Origin of the sequence: Paenibacillus solani, from assembly GCF_001277345.1 — a bacterium.
Taxonomy (GTDB): Bacteria; Bacillota; Bacilli; order Paenibacillales; family Paenibacillaceae; genus Paenibacillus_AQ; species Paenibacillus_AQ solani.
This window is the reverse complement of sequence record NZ_LIUT01000006.1, coordinates 279847-296979: the sequence shown is the minus strand read 5'-3', so window position 1 is coordinate 296979 and position 17133 is coordinate 279847. Positions and strand designations below refer to the sequence as shown.

Below are 17133 nucleotides of genomic sequence, written 5' to 3'. Positions count from 1 at the left end.
GGGGACTGACGGTTCTGACAACTAATTTGTGAGATAGATGAACATGCCTATGTGACCACGCACAATGTCAATGAACTGCTTGGAAGCGGTTATAAGACTGGCGGCGTATTGTAGTTTTGCTAACATGACAAAAAACAGCGCTGACATGCTCAGCGCTGTTTTTATTAAATAGAGTTCAGCCGTTTCGATTTATGGGCAGCATGATTTCAACAGAGGTTCCGCACCCTATTTCGCTGCGGATGTTCATTTTACCCTGATGACTCTCCATGATCCGCTGAACAATCATGATGCCCAGACCATTGCCGTCCGGCTTGGTCGTATGAAAAGGCTCCCCGATCCGCCGGAGAACTTCCTCCGTCATGCCAGAGCCGTTATCGGTGAAGGTCACGCATTGATACCCTTCGTGCACATCCAGAAGAACATGGATATTTCCGCCTTGAAGGAGAGCTTCCATCGCATTTTTCAAAATATTGAGGAACACTTGCTTGATTTGATTCCGGTCACACAAGATGGTGGCAGACTCTGCTAAGTGTTGCGTGATTTCGATTTCGCTGAGCTTCGCCTGAATCGTAAACAAGTGAAGTGCCTCTTGCAATATTTCACCGCAATCCTCTAGCTTAAAAATGGCGGCCTGGGGTTTACCCAATATCATAAATTCCCCGACCATCAGATTTGCCCGCTCCAGCTCTGACATGATCAAATCATAATGCCGAAGGCGGACCTCCTTATTGGCTAGTTGCAGCATCCCCTTTACCGTTGTCAACGGATTTCGCACTTCATGGGCGATGCTTACAGCGACTTGTCCGGCAAATACCAGTTTCTCCGTATTCCTAAGCACTTCCTCTGTTCGCTTCATCTCCGTAATATCGCGAAGAGAACCTACGACACGCATCAGTCCCCCCTCCCGGTCATAGGCGGGCTGAACATCGAGGATATAATGGTTCACACTTCCCGATATCTCAAACGAAAGCTCCTTACCGATGCAAATCTCCTGCTGATATATCACACGTTCATAGTATTCGCCAATCGGCTTCAAATTGAATACAGATCGGTTTACGTACTTATCCCGGTCCTTGTCGCTGCCTTCCGGGTACAACAGTCTCAGGCTGTGTTGGTTCATCTCCAGAATTCGGCCCTTTGCATCCGTAATAATAACGCCGTAATGATTGGTTCTGAGCAGCACCTGATTCAATGTTTGTAGCTGTGTGTTCTGTTTGCGAGTCACCATTTCCCGCTCCAGGGAATCGGCCATTGTGCAGAGTAAAGCATGCAGATGAGGGTGAGCATACTCCTTATGAGTCATTAAAGAAATCGTGCCGATAATCTTCGTCCCGTTCTCATTGTGAAAGGGTGCCGAGTAACACGCCATGCGGTGAAGAATCTGGTGGAAATGGTCTTCCCCTATTAACGTAAAAGGCCGCTTGTACTGGAGGCATAAATGGATCGAGCTGGGACCGTCCTCCTGCGAGTAGCCCATCCCATCGATGATGCCCAAAAACCTTGCTGTTTCTATAATGGTTGAGTCTCCGGCTTGATCCAGAATGTATCCTTCATGATCCGTAATCGTAATCACAACCGGATTTCCCGAACCGGAGGTTAGGAACTTATTCACGAATACTTGTATGACTTCGATGTATTCTTTATATTTTTCACGCCTTGCGGCCAATACTTCATGATCCAATTGGTGAGTATGTGTTGGAATAAGCTCCGGGTTCATCCCCTTGTCTATACAATGCTGCTTCGCCTGCCGAATGATCTCCTGATCGGTTATTGCACCAAATCGATTGTCCAAAATCACATGCCCCTTTTTATCATACTGCCATATCTCTTATATACCGCCTTGTTCATTCTAACACTTTTATCGGAAAATGGAGCCTGCAACTATCGGAAACGATTCGGGACCTATTGACAAAAAAAGAGCCGATCCAAGAATTTCATCTTGGTCGACTCTTATTAGGGGTATTAAGTTCACCCTCACAGCTATTCGTAGGCTATTGATTTAATAAAAACTCTTCTCCCGCGATACCCGGGGAGGTCATGTGATACGGATCGAGGATAACCTTTATCTGTTCTGCTGTCAGAAGTCCCTGCTCCAGAATGATCTCCTTGATCCCAAGACCTGTCCTCTGCGCCTCCTTGACCAGCCTGGAGGCCACATCATAACCCAGATGCGGGTTCAGTGCTGTAATGATGCCGTAGCTGGTATCCACGAAATGCTTACAGCGTTCCTTGTTCGCCTGAAGATCGACCATCAGATTCTTATAGAATACATCCATGCCATTCCTCAGAATTTTGAGGGAATGCATTAAATTGTTGGCAGCAACCGGAACCATGACATTAAGTTCGAATTGTCCGGCTTCGCACGCCAAGCTGATCGTATGATCATTGCCGATTACCTGGAAGGACACCTGGTTCATAACTTCAGCCATAACCGGATTGACCTTGCCCGGCATAATTGACGAGCCCGGCTGTCTCGCAGGCAAATTCAACTCATTCAAGCCCGCTCGCGGACCGGAAGCCATGAGCCGGATATCATTGCATATCTTTGAGAAGTTCACGGCACATACCTTAAGCGCAGCGGACAATTCCATGTACGCGTCCGTATTTTGAGTGGCATCAACCAAATCCTCTGCCTGCTTCAACGGATAGCCTGTCTGCTTAACCAAATGCTGAACGACGCTATGCATATAGGCTGGCGGTGCATTAAGCCCCGTACCCACTGCCGTTGCGCCCATATTGACGACTAACAGGCCTTGCGCTGCCCGCTCGATGCGGTGGATGTCACGTGTGAGAACATTGGCATAGGCCCCAAACTCCTGGCCAAGCCGGATCGGAACTGCATCCTGCAGATGTGTGCGTCCCATTTTGATCACGTCATCGAATTCCTTGGCCTTGTTCTGTATACCTGTAACGAGGGTCCGGAACACCGCAAGCAGATCCTGTGTCAGACGGTAAGCTGCAATACGGATTGCCGTCGGAATCGCATCGTTGGTGGATTGCGACATATTGACATGATTATTAGGGTTACAATAGAAGTACTCCGCCTTCTGTTTCCCCATAATCTCCAGTGCGCGATTCGCCAATACCTCATTCATATTCATATTGATTGAAGTGCCGGCTCCGCCTTGAATGGAATCGACAATGAATTCGGAACGGAGATTGCCTGAAACGATCTCTTCTGCTGCCTCTATAATGGCACTGCCTATTTTTTTGGGCAACAGGCCAAGCTCCATGTTCGCCAGGGCCGCGGCTTTCTTCACTTCGCCGAGCGCAGAGATAAGCTCCGCATGGATTGGCACCCCGCTGATCGGAAAGTTCTCTACCGCCCTGACGGTATTAATGCCGTAGTAGGCCTCCGCAGGTAATTGCTTTTCCCCTAGAAAATCCTTTTCAATTCGAAACTGCGTATCCATGGACAACATCACCATCGCCTTTTGATTATTTTGTATCATGCTTATCCTCTGGTATCATCCAGCTTGCCCGGATATATAGAGAATTCTGCTTTTCGGCTGGAATTCCTCTATATCTTACTCGTTTTGTTGGAACCTATTGAATCATCATAGAAAAAAGGGCACTTCCCGAGTATATGCTCTAAGTAGAGATGTACCCAAAAAAGCCCCCTCTTACCCAATTTGGATGGCAGTCCCGTTCGTGGACACCCGACTCAGCAACCTTAATCAAGCAATGGAAGCCTCTCGATAGTGGGGAAAGCCCAGCGAGATGACGGCGCCCCCCTCTTTCCGATTCCCCGCCGTGATCAACCCTCCACAGCGTTCCACGATGGCGCGGGCAATCGCCAGGCCCAGACCCGAGTCCCCGTTCTTGCCCTTCACAAAACGGTGGAACAAATACGGAAGCAGCTCCTCTGATATGCCTTCGCCATCATCAGAGACGGTGAGCACCACTTGGTCTTTCTGGATGTCCGCTTGAATGTAGATGTACCTGCTCGCGTGCCTTGCTCCATTCGAAACGATGTTCAGCAGTGCTTGCAGCAGCTTATCCCGGTCGGCATACACCGTTAACGATTCATCATCTCCATAGGAAGGATGCACGAACAGTCCTTTTTTCACCAGGAGAGGATTGACTCTTTCGATCGTCTCTTCCACGAGCTCCCTCAAATTCACTTCTGTCGCCTTAAATATATCATCTTCACTATCCAGTTTAGCAAGCAGCGTCATCTCGGTCACGATATTTCTCATCCGGCTGCTCTCACTCATAATGATATCCAGCCCTCTGCGGATATCCTCCCCTTCGAATACGCCGTCCCGAATTCCCTCCGCATAGCCGGATATGGACATAAGCGGCGACTTTAGCTCGTGGGAGGCATTCTGGAAAAATTGCTTCTGCACATGGTTGTACCGCTCCAGCTCACCCGCCATATCGTAGACGGACTCTGCAACTGCGCCGATCTCCCCGCTTGCGGACACACGCCGGACTTCGGAGAACTGGCGCTCCTTCACCTTCTTCAATTCTTCGCGCAGATGCATGAGCGGCTTAATCAATCTCTTGGTGATGAACAAGCTTAAGATCACCATGATCATGGCCCCTACGCCAAATACGAGCATCAAGCGCCCCAGCAGCGCCTGCTCAATGGCCTTGATTTTGCTGACTGGCGTAATCAGTGTTACCGTTCCTTGGGGAACTGCCGTGACCTCTGTGAGATACGTATCGTTCTTGATGGTGGATTGGAAGGAGGTCGGGACATCCTGCGTGAAGCGAGCTATCTCCGTATACGGATAAGAAGGAACAACGGCCATTGGAGCCACCACATTTCCCTGAGCATCCTGAATAATGACTTCCACATCCGCAATCCGGGAAGCAGCATAGCCGCTGACAGCGATCGGCGTGCTATCGATCGGAATGCTCTCAGCAGCAGCCGTCTCGAGCTTTGCCGAAAGTTCCGCACCAATGGACTGCATGTCCTTTCTTTGCGTACCTATAAAGTGATCCAGCAGCACATAATGAATAACGACGGCCGTCACGGACAACACGAGTATAAGCGATAAAGCAAAAGCAAGATTGATCTGATGCACCAGCTTCATATCAACGTTTCCTCCCCATCCGTTCTCATTCGGTATCCATGTCCCCATATGGCCTCGATCGGCAGCTGCTCCACTTTCTTGCGCAGCCGTTTGATGAGATGGTCGACCGCCCGGTCGCTTCCAAAATAGTCGTCCCCCCATACGGAGGTCAGCAGTTCGTCTCTGGTAAACGCACGGTTCGGATGCTCGGCAAACACTTTTAGCATCTCGAATTCCTTGTTCGTCATATCCACTTCTTCCCCGTTCCAGAACACGCGCCGCTCCTCCAGCATTAACTGAAGCCGTCCATTGCTAAGCTCCGGGGAAGCGGCCGCGAGCCGCGGAATGCTCTCCGCCTGATTGAATTTGTACCATCGGTTGAGCTGCCGTTTGATTCGGGCAACCAGCTCGCGGGGACTGAAAGGCTTGACCATGTAGTCGTCGCTTCCCAGATCAAGCCCCAGTATTTTATCCACTTCGCTATCCTTGGCAGAGATCATGATGATCGGGACCTCGGCTTCCGCACGGATCCGCCGGCACAATTCGAAACCGTCCATGCCGGGCAGCATAATATCCAGCACCCACATATCCGGCGGGTTCGTTCTCCACATCTCCCACCCTTCCTCAGCCGTGCCAAGGCCCACGGTTCGATAACCTTCCTTACGCAAATAAGCTTCCACCAAATTTCGTATATGCTGATCATCGTCAATAACGGCGATGAGATAATTTTGGTTCATCTCCATGTACCTCCGAGCTTCGTCTCCTCCCAGTATACCAAGCTCCGGGATGATGAAGGGGAATGCCATTATTTTTCCACAAATATACCAATGTTCTGCCAATGCTGACTCGTACACTGGGTACTGTAAGACAACCAACCCGATAAGGAGTGTTATACGATGAAACACAAACTGTTTGGTAAACTTGCCCTATCCGCTGTCCTGCTGGGGTCAGCCGCCCTGCCCGTACATGCCTCTGGTGCTGATACCCCAAGTGACGTACCGAATCAAACAGGCAAAAGCGCGCCTCTTAAAACTACTGCAACCATTTCCATTCTGCCGAATCCGCTGGAATTGGCTGAGAAATACACACCGGAAACGGTACAGGATTGGAAGGAGACGCTTGAGAAGTACGGCAAGCTTGCCGGAGCTGAGGGAGCATTCTTTTTCTCCGAGGCTACAACTGTCATTGCCGGAGAGATGAAGCCGGTTGTGGCTGAAGGCGAGTTCGAGGTTTCCGTTGCTCTGAAGACTTCTCCGGCAAAAGATATCCAGGAATTAATAGACAGCGGGGACATCAAGGAATTCAAAGCAACCCAGATTAAGGACGTTATCACGCCGCTTGAAGGCATAACGCTGGGAAGGGCCGAAATAGTAAATGCAGAGTCCGGTGAAGTGAAATACGACGTGATCCAAGACGAGGCAGCAAGTTTCACGGCAGTGAAGATCAGTGATGCAGCAAGTTTGGAAGTGAAGATCAACGATGAGGATCTGGCGTTCATCCATGCCAGAATTGACCTCTTCAAAGCGGTGGATTCCAAGGACTCCGACTCTATCAAAATGGCGCTGACGAAATTGCTGGACCAATACAAGGAACAGATCGCCAAGCTGGAAGCTGAAGCGAAGTAAGGTTATACGGAGCAGCATATGTCGGCGCAAGCCGATCCTACTTAAAGCACAAACAACCCCTGCCGCGCGCGGCAGGGGTTGTTCTTCTGTATAGGCCTATATCACGATTTTTTCGTCAAGACCTTCATAAGTTTCACGGCAGAGCGCACGCGGGGACGCTTCAAGTGTTCCTCCACATAACGGTAATCCGTCAGCATCACCTTGGCATCCTGTAGTCCATAAGCAAAGTCATCATCAAACAGCAGCCGGTACTCCCACACCCGTTTCTCCCAATTCGGGATATTTGCCAGCATCCACTCATCCTCGGCTCCGGGATGGACATAGGTTTCACTGACCCCTTCAGGGAGTCTATACAGCTTATCAATCAGCGATAGCTTGAAAGTCTCGTAGGTCTCCCCCTCGACAATCGGAAACGGATGCGAGAGCAAATAGTCAGGAATCGGCACGCCGAACGTATCGGCGAGTCCCGAGGCAAGCGCAACCGGGCGCTCGATATTGGACAGCGAGCTCAGCAGCGGGTCTTCCGGATGGATGCAGCGGAATAGCCGTGACGGAAGACGCCACCGTGAACACTTCCACAGCATCTGCGGAATGAAGCTCCGCCCTGTTTCCATCCCGTACAGACTGCCCATATGATTATCGATATGGCTGACGCGAATGCCCGCCTTGCATGCCAGTCGATACTGCGCTTCCATCTCTTTAAGCACAGCACCTGTTTCTGCTCCCCGTTCGAATTCCGCCACTGTCCGGTATTGATAACCATTTGCGTCATGCAGGGAAGAGTATCCGGTTAAGCTGCTCCATCGGAGGGCCTCAAATTCACTGGTCATGGTCAAATGCAATCCTATATTCGGTTGGCGCCGGCGCGCGGCCCATGAGGCAGCTTCTTCAAAGCCGGGAGCCACGGTCATGATGGTTGCCGAGGAGACTTTATTCTCCTCCAGCAAATGCCGGATCGCCTCGTTCATGGCCTTGCTTTGCCCAAAATCGTCACAATTGATGATCAATCTTCGTTCCATGGTCATGCCCGCCTCCTATGGTTTTTGAGAATTCGATTTTGGTTGCATACGATAACAGGAAGGAAATAGCCAGCAGACATAAAGGAACGACACTGATCAAATATCTGAAAGTCGATTCAGGATCACGACCAGGATTGTCACCGCTTTCATATCCAAAGATGATACCTACTGCAAAAAAAGCCAGGGCGGATATCAATCCGCTGGAACGTGTAATAAAGCCGCTGACGGCTGTATAGATGCCTTCCCTGCGCAGACCCGTCCGCTCTGCATCCTCGTCAATGATATTGCCGCTGACCATGGCCGGCGTTACAAGAAATCCCGCCAGACCGAACCCAACGCCGATGCCTGCCAGAATTCCACTGATCAAATCATAGCCAAACCAGAGGGGGATGACAGAGAGGCCATACACTGCGAGCGACAAACGCCACGCCTTCACACCGTCCATCCTGCGGATGATCCAGTACCATACGAATACCAGCGGAATGACCGATACAAACACGGCTGCCAGCAGGATCGATACTTGATTGTCAGGGATATGGAGTACGTATTTCGCGTAAAAGGGGATCGTTGAGCTGATGAGCCCGTTTACCGTCTGGGCAAATGAATTGGAGATATTAAACACCCAGAATTTCTTATTGCGCAGCGTTTCCCGGAATGCCTGGACGAGCCTCAGCGGCTCGCTCGTACTATACACCTCTTGTTCTTGGACACTCATCATGCACAGGAACATGAACACACCAAACAGCAGTGCATACAGGATCGACATATTCGAAAATCCCATGGCGTCGTAAATAATCGGTGTAAGCGCGGTACCGATCAACAAGGCTACCACCTGATAACCCTGCTGGATCGCCGATGCCTTTGCCCGGATTCGGTCACCACGGAACAACTCGGGAAAGAGAGCGCCGTAATTGACCCATAGGACGGTAGCTACAGCTTCATATAGAATAAGAGCAACCAAAAACCACATAAACAGCCCGTTTTGTGTTAATCCTTCCGGTGGCGAGAATACGAGTACAAAGGTCAGCATGAACAAAGGAATAGCACCGAATACCCATGGCCTGCGCCGTCCCAGCCTCGTCTTCGTACGATCAGACCAATACCCCATCAGCGGATTGTTCACCGCATCCCAGATCAGAAATACCGTTCGTGCCAAGGATGCCAACCCTATGCCGAGACCCAATGTATCCACGTAGAAAAAGATGTAGAATGAGCTGAATGCTTGACTTGGAACCATCATGGCAAACATGCCCAGAGAAAAAGAATAAGGCGAATTCACCCAGCTGCGCTTCATCTGCTTCCCTCCAACTCTTTTGGAAGATTTTGTTGTACAGTATTCGGCATGCAGCTTGAATATTCCTGTTCCTAACGAGACCAGCCGGAATCTCATTAACCGTGTCTAAATGGACTGTTATAAGGATAAGGGCGCTTTCTTCGTTGTACCTTTAACGAGCAAAAAAGAAGCCTGGCGTTTAACGTCAGACTCCTTCCATTTTTCCTTATTGAAGAACGATTTTGGCAGCTGTGCCGATTGGCGGCAGACTTCTGGTGAGCATCGGGCTATAATAGCCAATGATCTCGTCATCGCTGCTGAGCTCACTTGACTTCACGGCTCTGCCGTCTTTATGCGCGATCACCGTCTCAGGCGTCAAATTCAGAATCACTACATCCGGAGACTGTGCGGTTAATCCTTTGCCCTTGATCGTTACACGCAGGCTGTCGCCATCACCCTGAATATCTGCAATCGCACCGGCTGTGGCAAGCATATCTGTCTCCTTCTTGTCCGATTTAACCTGAATCTCATACGCATACGTCTGTGGCGGCAAGCTCATGGTCATCGCCAAGCTGTGAACGGCTTTAATCTCCATCCCTTTCTCAAGATCCTTCAGCTCGATCTTCTTGCCTTCTGCATCGCGCAGGATCGTGTTCTCATCGACATTCAAAATGGTGCCTTCCGTTTCAGTGCCATTAATGTGAACGGCTGTACGATGTTCAGTGTTGATGATTTCTGTAATTGTTCCGCTTATGGTTTCCTTCTTCACCTCATCCTCAGAAGTGATGCTGACTTTCATGCCATCGACCGTTACGTTAGCCTGGAGCACGTCGCTGAAGAAGATGGCCGGGACATAGAGCGTTCCCTTCACATTCACCGGCGCAGCGCCAAGGGACTTGTACATTTTGTTCACAGTATACTGGTCTTTGCCCGTTTGCACCTGGGTCCAAATCGGCGATCCCTCTTTTGTCAACTCGACAGAACGATTCTCCTGATTCCACTTGAGATCAAATCCGAGCGCCTCAGATACGCTTCGCAGCGGGATCATGACCAGCTTCGCGTCGGTATTCATAAATCCAGCGCCGGCCGCGTCCTGACCATTAACTGAAATTCCATAATCAACTGCAGCCGATATGACGACCGGTTTCTGCTCCTGATTGCTTGCTGCTTGAGGTGCCGCATATGCCGCTGCACTGCCGGATACAGCCAAGGCTGCCACCATCAGAGTTGCTGCTTGCTTCTTCCATTGTTTGTTCATGCTCATCGTCCTTTCTGGGGTGTCTTAAATTATCATGTACTCTTATACTGACGGTCCATATGGTTAAATGTTGCAATGAAACCGTTACTGATTGTGCAGGCCATACACAAAAAGACCGTTTCAAGCAGACTCTTCAGTCTATTCAAAACGGTCCCTTGACTAACGGCTATGCGATTAACGCTGAATAAACAACGGGTCGACAAAGCTTCGGCAGTACTCCTCCGCAATTTGCTCCGCGCTGTATCCCATATCGCGCATATATAGAATAATATCCGCACGCGGCAGAGATGCCAGCATCACAGAGGTGAACTGCGGATCAAGCGGCATCAATTCTTCACGCTCCGCCGCAAGTTCCAACAGACGCTGAATCTGTAATCGCAAGTACGTGAAGGGCGGATTCTCACACAAGATGTTCTTGGTATCTTCCAATCGGTCAGAGGTCAGCATTACTCTCAGCCACTCCAAATCTTCATTGAAATGGAGAATGACCTTCGTCATGACTGTCCGCAGCCTGTGGGCAACCAAATCTTCTTCGCTCTCACGCAGATATACGTCCAGCCCTTCTATAAAACGATCGATCTTCGCTTCCATTAGCGTAAAGCAAATCTTGCTCTTGCTGGGGTAGCGGCGGTACAAGGTGCCTTGCCCGATTCCCGCCGTTTTCGCTACCTGATGCATGGATACGTCCTCGACTCCATATTTATCAAATAAGGCCTGGGCCGTGTCCAGTATCTTCTGACCCAACTCATCATTCTCTTTAGACATGCACGCATCCCTTTCTAATTAAACACAGGAACCCTATGCAGCAGACTGTTCTTCTTCAACAGGTGAAGTTGTACGTTTCACGAATAAGCCCAGCACAAAGGCTACGATTGCCAGAACGAGTCCGATGACGAATGCATTGTGAAGACCTGCAACCATGCTCTGTACCGGATTGAGATCCCCGGTTGTTGTCACGTAGTTTTTGGCGCCTGCTGTCATGATGCTGATAAAGAGTGCCATACCTACTGCCCCGGCTACTTGCTGAAGCGTGTTCATGATCGCTGTACCATGCGGGTACAGAAGAGGCGGCAGTTGATTCAAGGCAGTTGTCTGAGCAGGCATCATGACCATTGAAATCCCTATCATCATCATAACATGAAGGAAGATGACATAACCACCGGTCCATGAAGCATCAATGCGCGAGAACAGGAAGATGGCCACAATCAAGAGAGCAAGACCCGGGATAATCAGAACTCTCGGTCCGAATTTATCAAACAGCTTCCCTGTAATCGGCGCCATCAGACCGTTGATGATACCGCCCGGCATCATAACAAGACCTGCGGCAAGCGCTGTTAGGCCCAGTGCATTCTGCAGGAACAATGGCAGCATAATCATGGTGGAGAACATGCTCATCATCAGGACCAGCATCAGCACCGTTACGAGTGAAAACATCGGAAATTTGAAGGTGCGCAGATCCAGCATCGGTTCTTCCATCTTCAGTTGGCGCCATACGAAGAGCAGCAAGCTGATGGCGCCTGCCGTAATGCACCATACTACTTTCGGATCAGACCAAGTGCCCTCCCCGGCACTGCTGAATCCATATACAATTCCCCCAAAACCGATCGTAGACAGAAGAATCGAAATATAATCGACCTTCGGCTTGGTAAGTATCGATACATTCTTCAAGAACACTGCAGCAAACACGATAGAAAAAGCTGCGAGCGGAATCACCAGATAGAACAACCAGCGCCAACTGAGCGAGTCCACGATCAAACCGGAAAGCGTTGGACCAATCGCCGGTGCGGTCATAATAACGAGACCGATCATGCCCATCGCGGCTCCGCGATTCTGAGGCGGATAAATGCTAAGGATCGTGTTCATCAGAACTGGAAGCATAAGCCCCGTTCCGACAGCTTGCAGAATACGACCTACCAGCAGCACACCGAATACCGGTGAAAAACCACAAATAATCGTACCTACAAGAAACAGCGTCATCGCGCCTATAAACATCTGTCTTGTTGTAAACCACAGCTGCAGCAGTGCCGTGATCGGCACCAATATGCCCACCACCAGCATGTATGCTGTGGACAGCCACTGCACGGTCGATTCTCCAATGCCAAACTGCTCCATCAAGCTTGGAAAAGCAATATTCAGCAGCGTCTCATTCAAGATGGAAACGAACGCACCAATAATCAAGGCGGCAACAATCGGCCCTCTCTTTATTTTACTTAAATCAATCTTGGCCGAACCCGGCCCCACTCCCATATCCAAGACCTTATCCTCCCTTAATTCCATGTGCACGGACAATTGTCCGGTAGTGCGTTTTTTATTGTAACGGACAATTGTCCGCAGGTCAACTGAAAATTTTCACTGTATTTTCATAAATACAAGCCTTCCATAAAAAAGGATCTGCCCCTTTAATACGTACCGGGGCAGATCCTTAACAACAGACTAGCTCTAGACCATAGCAATCTTCTCCTTGTATACTTTAGCCCAGCCTTCCAGATTGTTCGTTACGATGAGAAGCTCAGGATACTGGGCTAGAGATGCCAGCTCAGCTTCATCATCCGGCGTCCAGACAATCAATTGAATACCTCGCTTGTGTGCTTCCTCCATAAAGGCAGGAGTCACGTACACATATTTCACAGACACATAACGTGCTCCGATTTCATCCAAGTAAGGAAAAACCGACGGCGTGGCCCCATAGATCACCAAGCCCAGCTCGATGTCAGGATCGATGGACCGGGCTCGTTCGATAGAATAATGATCGAAAGAGGTCAGGAATACTTGCTTCTCCATTCCTGTTTCCTTAATCAGGTCAATGACCTTCTGCTCCAGACCAGGGTAGGTATCTCCCATCTGTTTCAGTTCAATATCAACGATCATCCGGTCCTTGGCAAAACGCAGTGCTTCCTCAAGTGTAGGAATGACCTCTCCCTGGCCTGCATCCAGCTTGCGTATTTCTTCTAACGTGAAGGAATTAATAGCTCCTGATCCATTGGTTGTCCGGTCTACCGTGGCATCATGGATCACAACAGGCACCCCGTCCTTCGTCAGCTGGACATCCAGCTCCAGATGCGAGAAGCCCAGCTCCAACGCTTTACGAAAGCCCAGCATCGTATTCTCGGGGTACTTTAGCGGATATCCCCTATGGGCCAATCCCCGTATTTCCATATCGATCCCTCCATCTTGATGTCATATCATGGATTCCCTGGTACAAAATTATTTAAACGTCGAATTTGCCATTGCGGCAACGATATGTTTCTGCATGACCGTGAATACCACAACGATCGGGATAATCGCCATCACGCTGGAAGCCATAATGACATTAAAGAACATGGCTTCGTTCCCGGCAATGGAATCTCGCAGCATGGCAATACCTACCGTAAGCACGCGCATGTCATTGTTGTTGGTCATGATCAGCGGCCAGAAATACGAGTTCCAGGACGAGATGAAGATCAATACGCCCATGGTAACGATTGTTGGCATCGCCATCGGGAACAACAGCTTGTACAGGATGGAAAAACGTCCTGCTCCGTCCACCCGCGCTGCTTCCAGCACGTCGTTATTAATCGATTTGAATGCCTGCCTAAGCAGGAATATGGCATAGGCGGAAGCCCCGTGCGGCACGATGAGCGCCCAGAAGGTATTCAGCCAATCCAGCTTGGACATCATGACATACACCGGAACAAAAATGACCTGCTCAGGCACAATCAATGCAGCCAGAACCAGTAAGAACAGGGTATCCCGTCCTTTGAACTGCCCCTTGGCAAACGCATAAGCAGCCATGAGTGCTACGTTGAGCTGAAGGACGATCGTTCCCACTGCCATGAGCAGCGTATTACCGAAGTAACGCGCATAAGGGATAACTCTGAAGGCTTCGGCAAAGTTCTGCCAGGCAAAGGTTTCCGGCCAGAACGTTGGAACAGCCATCCGCATCTCAGACTGCGTCTTGAACGCGCTGATCAGCAGCCAATACACCGGAAAGAACATGACGAGGGTCACGATTACAGCCCCGATAATACGAAGCGTCATCATGGCTTTTCGGTTCTTGGCGGATCCGGCCATATAATTATCCTTCATAGTGCACCTTCTTCCTGCTGACCAAAAATTGTACTAATGTTAACAGCAATATAATGACGAACAGAATCATGACAAGCGCCGAGGCTCTGCCTGTCTTGAATTCGCTGAATGCCATCGTATAAATCCAGTAAACGATCGCGTTCGTTGCCTTCAGCGGTCCGCCAGCCGTCATGACGTCGATCGACTGGAACACTTGCATGGAAGAGATAAAGCTCGTGATGACAAGGAACAAGGTCATTGGCGACAAGAGCGGCAGCGTAATATTACGGAACTGACGGAACTTGCTGGCTCCATCAATCGAAGCTGCTTCATAGTATTCAGCCGGGATTCCCCGCATGCCAGCAATAAAGAGAATCATCGCGAAGCCGACGCCCTTCCAAACCGAGACGGCAACCAGTGCCGGCAGTGCCGTGGACGGATTATTCAGCCATTCAACCGGATCCATGCCAAACCAGGAGACTACGTTATTTAAAAGTCCATATTGCCCGTTATAAATCCAAGTAAATACCATGGCTGCAACAACCATAGAGACGTAGTACGGCATGAATATCACGCCGCGCATGAAACCGAACAACCGGGACGATGATACGTTGAGCAGCAGGGCGAACAGCAAACCGATCGCCAGCGTAAGCACCACGTCCATAAACGTATAGAGGAATGTGACTTTTAGAGAATGATAGAAATCCGGACTCGACAACAGGCGCGTATAGTTATCAGCACCCACGAACTTCTTCACGGGCCGCGTCATATTCCAATTCGTGAAGCTGAGATAAATAGAGTAGCCCAGCGGATAGTACAAAAACACACCCATGAACAACAAAGCTGGGACCGCGAACGAAAAGTCCTTCCACTTCTCGATCACCGTATGGGACATCCGTTTAGAGACCGAAGCGGTCGCCCGTTTGGACGCCGCCTTTGTCATTTGTTTACTGGTCTCCATAGGCATCACTCATAGTCAGCCAGAATATCGTTAATCTTCTTGGCTGCTTCCTGCATAAGTGGTGTCGGATCTTTTTTGTTCAATACCATTTCACCTACAACTTCTTTGTAAACTTCGCTGAATTCTGGGTAAGCCGGGTGCTGCAGACGCGGTGTCACTTCATCAAAGTGCTCATACACCGCTCTGTATTGCGGCCATCTCTCAAAATATTGATCGCCTTCCTCGGACTCAATGGCGGACTTTCTTGTTGGCAGGTATCCAACAGATTCCGCCCATTTAATATTCTGCTCTGCCGAAGTCATGAACTCGATGAATTTCCAAGCCGCTTCTTTTTCCAAATCCTTGGCACCTTCCATCATTACAATCCCCGCTCCGCCAATGTTGGAGGTACGGACCTTGTCGCCAGGAATAAAGGATACGCCAACTTCAAAGTCTGCATTCTCACGGTACATTTTCAGCATCGCCGAAGTATGCTGGACCATGGCGATTTCGCCGTTCAGGAACATTTGACGCATATTATCGGAGGCCCCTTTACCAAAGCCCATATGCATGTTGCCTTCATTTTGCCATTTGTAGAAATTCTGGATATAACGGAGGGAGTCCTCATTCTCTACCGCCGAAGCACTCATGTCATCCGTTAGAATCTGTCCACCACCGTTAATGTTCCACGGGTCATAGTACCATGTGTCCCAACCTGGAATAGAGAACGCGTAACGCGTTGTTTTGTCGCCTTCTTTCTTCGTTACCTTTGCGTTAAAATCATCAATTTCATCCCATTTCGCAGGTGGCTCTACACCCAGCTCGTCCAGCATTGTTTTGTTATATACGAACACGCTGGTGCTGACGATGAGAGGGAATCCGTATTGTTTGCCGTTGTACGCATAAGCCTTCAGCATGCCTTTTGCGAAATCGTCCATCTTCACTTCATCACGCTTAATCCACGGACCCAGATCGGCAAATACGCCGCTGTCTGCAAAGTTAGCGAGGGAAGATACCTCAACGTTCGTAACTGCCGGAACATCATTCGCCGCTACGGCAGCCGACAATTTCTTGTGAAGGTCCGGATAGCCGCCTTGGAATACCGGCTCAACCGTGATATGAGGATACTTCTTCTGGAACTCGGAAATCATATAGTTCAAACCTTCCAGCTGGGCATCCGCATGAGCGTGCCAGTACTGGATTTTGATAGGCGTTGTATCATTCTTCATATCCATGGAAGCAGCTTCCACGTCATCCAGTGAAACCTCTCCTTCGGCAGTTTTACTTCCACCGCCGCCTCCGCAAGCTGTCGTAATAACCATGAATATGGTGAGTAACATGAGCAACCATGATTTCTTTTTCATTGGTAATCTATTGTCCCCTTTCGAATCCATTAATCCATTCATCGTGTAAAACAACTCTTCTATCCCTTAAAAAGCGCACAAAAATAGAGACATCAAAAAGAGCACAACCTAAGAGCCACCACCTCCTAAAAAAGCTAAAGTAGCTGCTACATGGGTTATCTCATCGTCTCCACCCCTAGCAAATATGTAATTATCGTTGTTCACCAATCAGACAGGATCTATTTCATTCATATGTCCAAAAATGCATCTCCTGTCAATGCGAGAGCGGCACGTTCGCCAGCGCTTCATTCATAATATCTTCTCTTCGAAAAACCTCCTACTATTTAGCGGATCATGGCCGCTTACATTTCCACTACATATCCTCTGAAACGAACTATTTCAAGTGCATGTCCATTTACTGAACACTCTTATCATAGGACGTGTAAATCATCAGAGTATTAACGATATGTAAAATCTGTGTTAACTGACCTCTGCCATGGCTCCCATCGTCATGAATGCGCTTTCCAAACCGCTAATAAAAGACTCTACGAGATGCCTGGTGTGGTGGATTCTCTCCAAGACATAGGATCATTTCATTACAGCGTTTATT

General features: G+C 49.3%; 14 protein-coding genes. 1 reads left to right on the top strand and 13 read right to left on the bottom strand.

Translation table 11 applies throughout. From position 1 onward, the window contains the following. Nucleotides 1-175: 175 nt before the first annotated feature. The 4 genes from AM231_RS22630 to AM231_RS22615 form a co-directional block, all read right to left on the bottom strand. Entirely contained in the window at nucleotides 176-1798 is a 1623-nt protein-coding gene (locus tag AM231_RS22630) for an ATP-binding protein (protein ID WP_054404627.1), read from the bottom strand. A 193-nt stretch (nucleotides 1799-1991) separates the two neighbouring features. After that, nucleotides 1992-3413: an aspartate ammonia-lyase gene (locus AM231_RS22625; RefSeq protein ID WP_054404907.1), complete on the bottom strand. Its 1422-nt coding sequence runs from the start codon at nucleotides 3411-3413 to the stop codon at nucleotides 1992-1994. Between the two features lie 264 nt (nucleotides 3414-3677). Further along, entirely contained in the window at nucleotides 3678-5042 is a 1365-nt protein-coding gene (locus tag AM231_RS22620; protein WP_054404626.1) for a sensor histidine kinase, read from the bottom strand. After that, the gene (locus tag AM231_RS22615; RefSeq protein WP_054404625.1) at nucleotides 5039-5758 is read right to left on the bottom strand and encodes a response regulator transcription factor; all 720 of its coding nucleotides are present in this window, start codon (nucleotides 5756-5758) and stop codon (nucleotides 5039-5041) included. The genes AM231_RS22620 and AM231_RS22615 overlap by 4 nt, the downstream gene beginning before the upstream one ends. A 159-nt stretch (nucleotides 5759-5917) precedes the next feature. Here AM231_RS22615 and AM231_RS22610 point away from each other — a divergent pair, with 159 nt between their 5' ends. Further along, nucleotides 5918-6646: a hypothetical protein gene (locus tag AM231_RS22610; RefSeq protein WP_054404624.1), complete on the top strand. Its 729-nt coding sequence runs from the start codon at nucleotides 5918-5920 to the stop codon at nucleotides 6644-6646. Between the two features lie 101 nt (nucleotides 6647-6747). Here the strand turns inward: AM231_RS22610 and AM231_RS22605 are convergent, their stop codons facing one another. The 9 genes from AM231_RS22605 to AM231_RS22565 all read right to left on the bottom strand — a co-directional run bounded on the left by AM231_RS22605 (nucleotide 6748) and on the right by AM231_RS22565 (nucleotide 16544). Beyond that, nucleotides 6748-7665 carry a polysaccharide deacetylase family protein gene (locus AM231_RS22605; protein ID WP_082341778.1) on the bottom strand — a complete coding sequence of 306 codons (918 nt, stop codon included), beginning with the start codon at nucleotides 7663-7665 and terminating at the stop codon, nucleotides 6748-6750. Then, complete coding sequence (locus AM231_RS22600; RefSeq protein WP_054404622.1) at nucleotides 7637-8959, bottom strand: MFS transporter; 1323 nt, start codon at nucleotides 8957-8959, stop codon at nucleotides 7637-7639. The genes AM231_RS22605 and AM231_RS22600 overlap by 29 nt, the downstream gene beginning before the upstream one ends. A 205-nt stretch (nucleotides 8960-9164) precedes the next feature. Beyond that, nucleotides 9165-10196: a copper amine oxidase N-terminal domain-containing protein gene (locus tag AM231_RS22595; RefSeq protein ID WP_054404621.1), complete on the bottom strand. Its 1032-nt coding sequence runs from the start codon at nucleotides 10194-10196 to the stop codon at nucleotides 9165-9167. A gap of 174 nt (nucleotides 10197-10370) precedes the next feature. Next, complete coding sequence (locus tag AM231_RS22590) at nucleotides 10371-10961, bottom strand: TetR/AcrR family transcriptional regulator (RefSeq protein ID WP_053490255.1); 591 nt, start codon at nucleotides 10959-10961, stop codon at nucleotides 10371-10373. Nucleotides 10962-10994: 33 nt separating this feature from the next. Continuing rightward, on the bottom strand, nucleotides 10995-12443 hold the full coding sequence (locus AM231_RS22585; protein ID WP_423212941.1) for an MDR family MFS transporter: 1449 nt from the start codon (nucleotides 12441-12443) through the stop codon (nucleotides 10995-10997). Between the two features lie 192 nt (nucleotides 12444-12635). Next, nucleotides 12636-13352 carry a glycerophosphodiester phosphodiesterase gene (locus AM231_RS22580; RefSeq protein WP_054404619.1) on the bottom strand — a complete coding sequence of 239 codons (717 nt, stop codon included), beginning with the start codon at nucleotides 13350-13352 and terminating at the stop codon, nucleotides 12636-12638. A gap of 48 nt (nucleotides 13353-13400) precedes the next feature. Beyond that, nucleotides 13401-14261 (bottom strand): carbohydrate ABC transporter permease, encoded by an 861-nt coding sequence (locus AM231_RS22575; protein WP_053490258.1) that lies wholly within the window; start codon nucleotides 14259-14261, stop codon nucleotides 13401-13403. Next, nucleotides 14251-15207, bottom strand: coding sequence for a carbohydrate ABC transporter permease (locus AM231_RS22570; RefSeq protein WP_423212938.1), 957 nt, complete (start codon nucleotides 15205-15207; stop codon nucleotides 14251-14253). The genes AM231_RS22575 and AM231_RS22570 overlap by 11 nt, the downstream gene beginning before the upstream one ends. After that, on the bottom strand, nucleotides 15207-16544 hold the full coding sequence (locus AM231_RS22565) for an ABC transporter substrate-binding protein (protein WP_054404618.1): 1338 nt from the start codon (nucleotides 16542-16544) through the stop codon (nucleotides 15207-15209). The genes AM231_RS22570 and AM231_RS22565 overlap by 1 nt, the downstream gene beginning before the upstream one ends. Between the last annotated feature and the right edge of the window lie 589 nt (nucleotides 16545-17133).

Bases quoted from the DNA above. Each gene is read 5' to 3' on its own strand.
- AM231_RS22570 (WP_423212938.1), bottom strand. From the start codon at position 15,207: ATGCCTATGGAGACCAGTAAACAAATGACAAAGGCGGCGTCCAAACGG.
- AM231_RS22600 (WP_054404622.1), bottom strand. From the start codon at position 8,959: ATGAAGCGCAGCTGGGTGAATTCGCCTTATTCTTTTTCTCTGGGCATG.
- AM231_RS22605 (WP_082341778.1), bottom strand. From the start codon at position 7,665: ATGGAACGAAGATTGATCATCAATTGTGACGATTTTGGGCAAAGCAAG.
- AM231_RS22625 (WP_054404907.1), bottom strand. From the start codon at position 3,413: ATGGATACGCAGTTTCGAATTGAAAAGGATTTTCTAGGGGAAAAGCAA.
- AM231_RS22565 (WP_054404618.1), bottom strand. From the start codon at position 16,544: ATGAAAAAGAAATCATGGTTGCTCATGTTACTCACCATATTCATGGTT.
- AM231_RS22590 (WP_053490255.1), bottom strand. From the start codon at position 10,961: ATGTCTAAAGAGAATGATGAGTTGGGTCAGAAGATACTGGACACGGCC.
- AM231_RS22580 (WP_054404619.1), bottom strand. From the start codon at position 13,352: ATGGAAATACGGGGATTGGCCCATAGGGGATATCCGCTAAAGTACCCC.
- AM231_RS22595 (WP_054404621.1), bottom strand. From the start codon at position 10,196: ATGAACAAACAATGGAAGAAGCAAGCAGCAACTCTGATGGTGGCAGCC.
- AM231_RS22620 (WP_054404626.1), bottom strand. From the start codon at position 5,042: ATGAAGCTGGTGCATCAGATCAATCTTGCTTTTGCTTTATCGCTTATA.
- AM231_RS22610 (WP_054404624.1), top strand. From the start codon at position 5,918: ATGAAACACAAACTGTTTGGTAAACTTGCCCTATCCGCTGTCCTGCTG.
- AM231_RS22575 (WP_053490258.1), bottom strand. From the start codon at position 14,261: ATGAAGGATAATTATATGGCCGGATCCGCCAAGAACCGAAAAGCCATG.
- AM231_RS22585 (WP_423212941.1), bottom strand. From the start codon at position 12,443: ATGGGAGTGGGGCCGGGTTCGGCCAAGATTGATTTAAGTAAAATAAAG.
- AM231_RS22615 (WP_054404625.1), bottom strand. From the start codon at position 5,758: ATGAACCAAAATTATCTCATCGCCGTTATTGACGATGATCAGCATATA.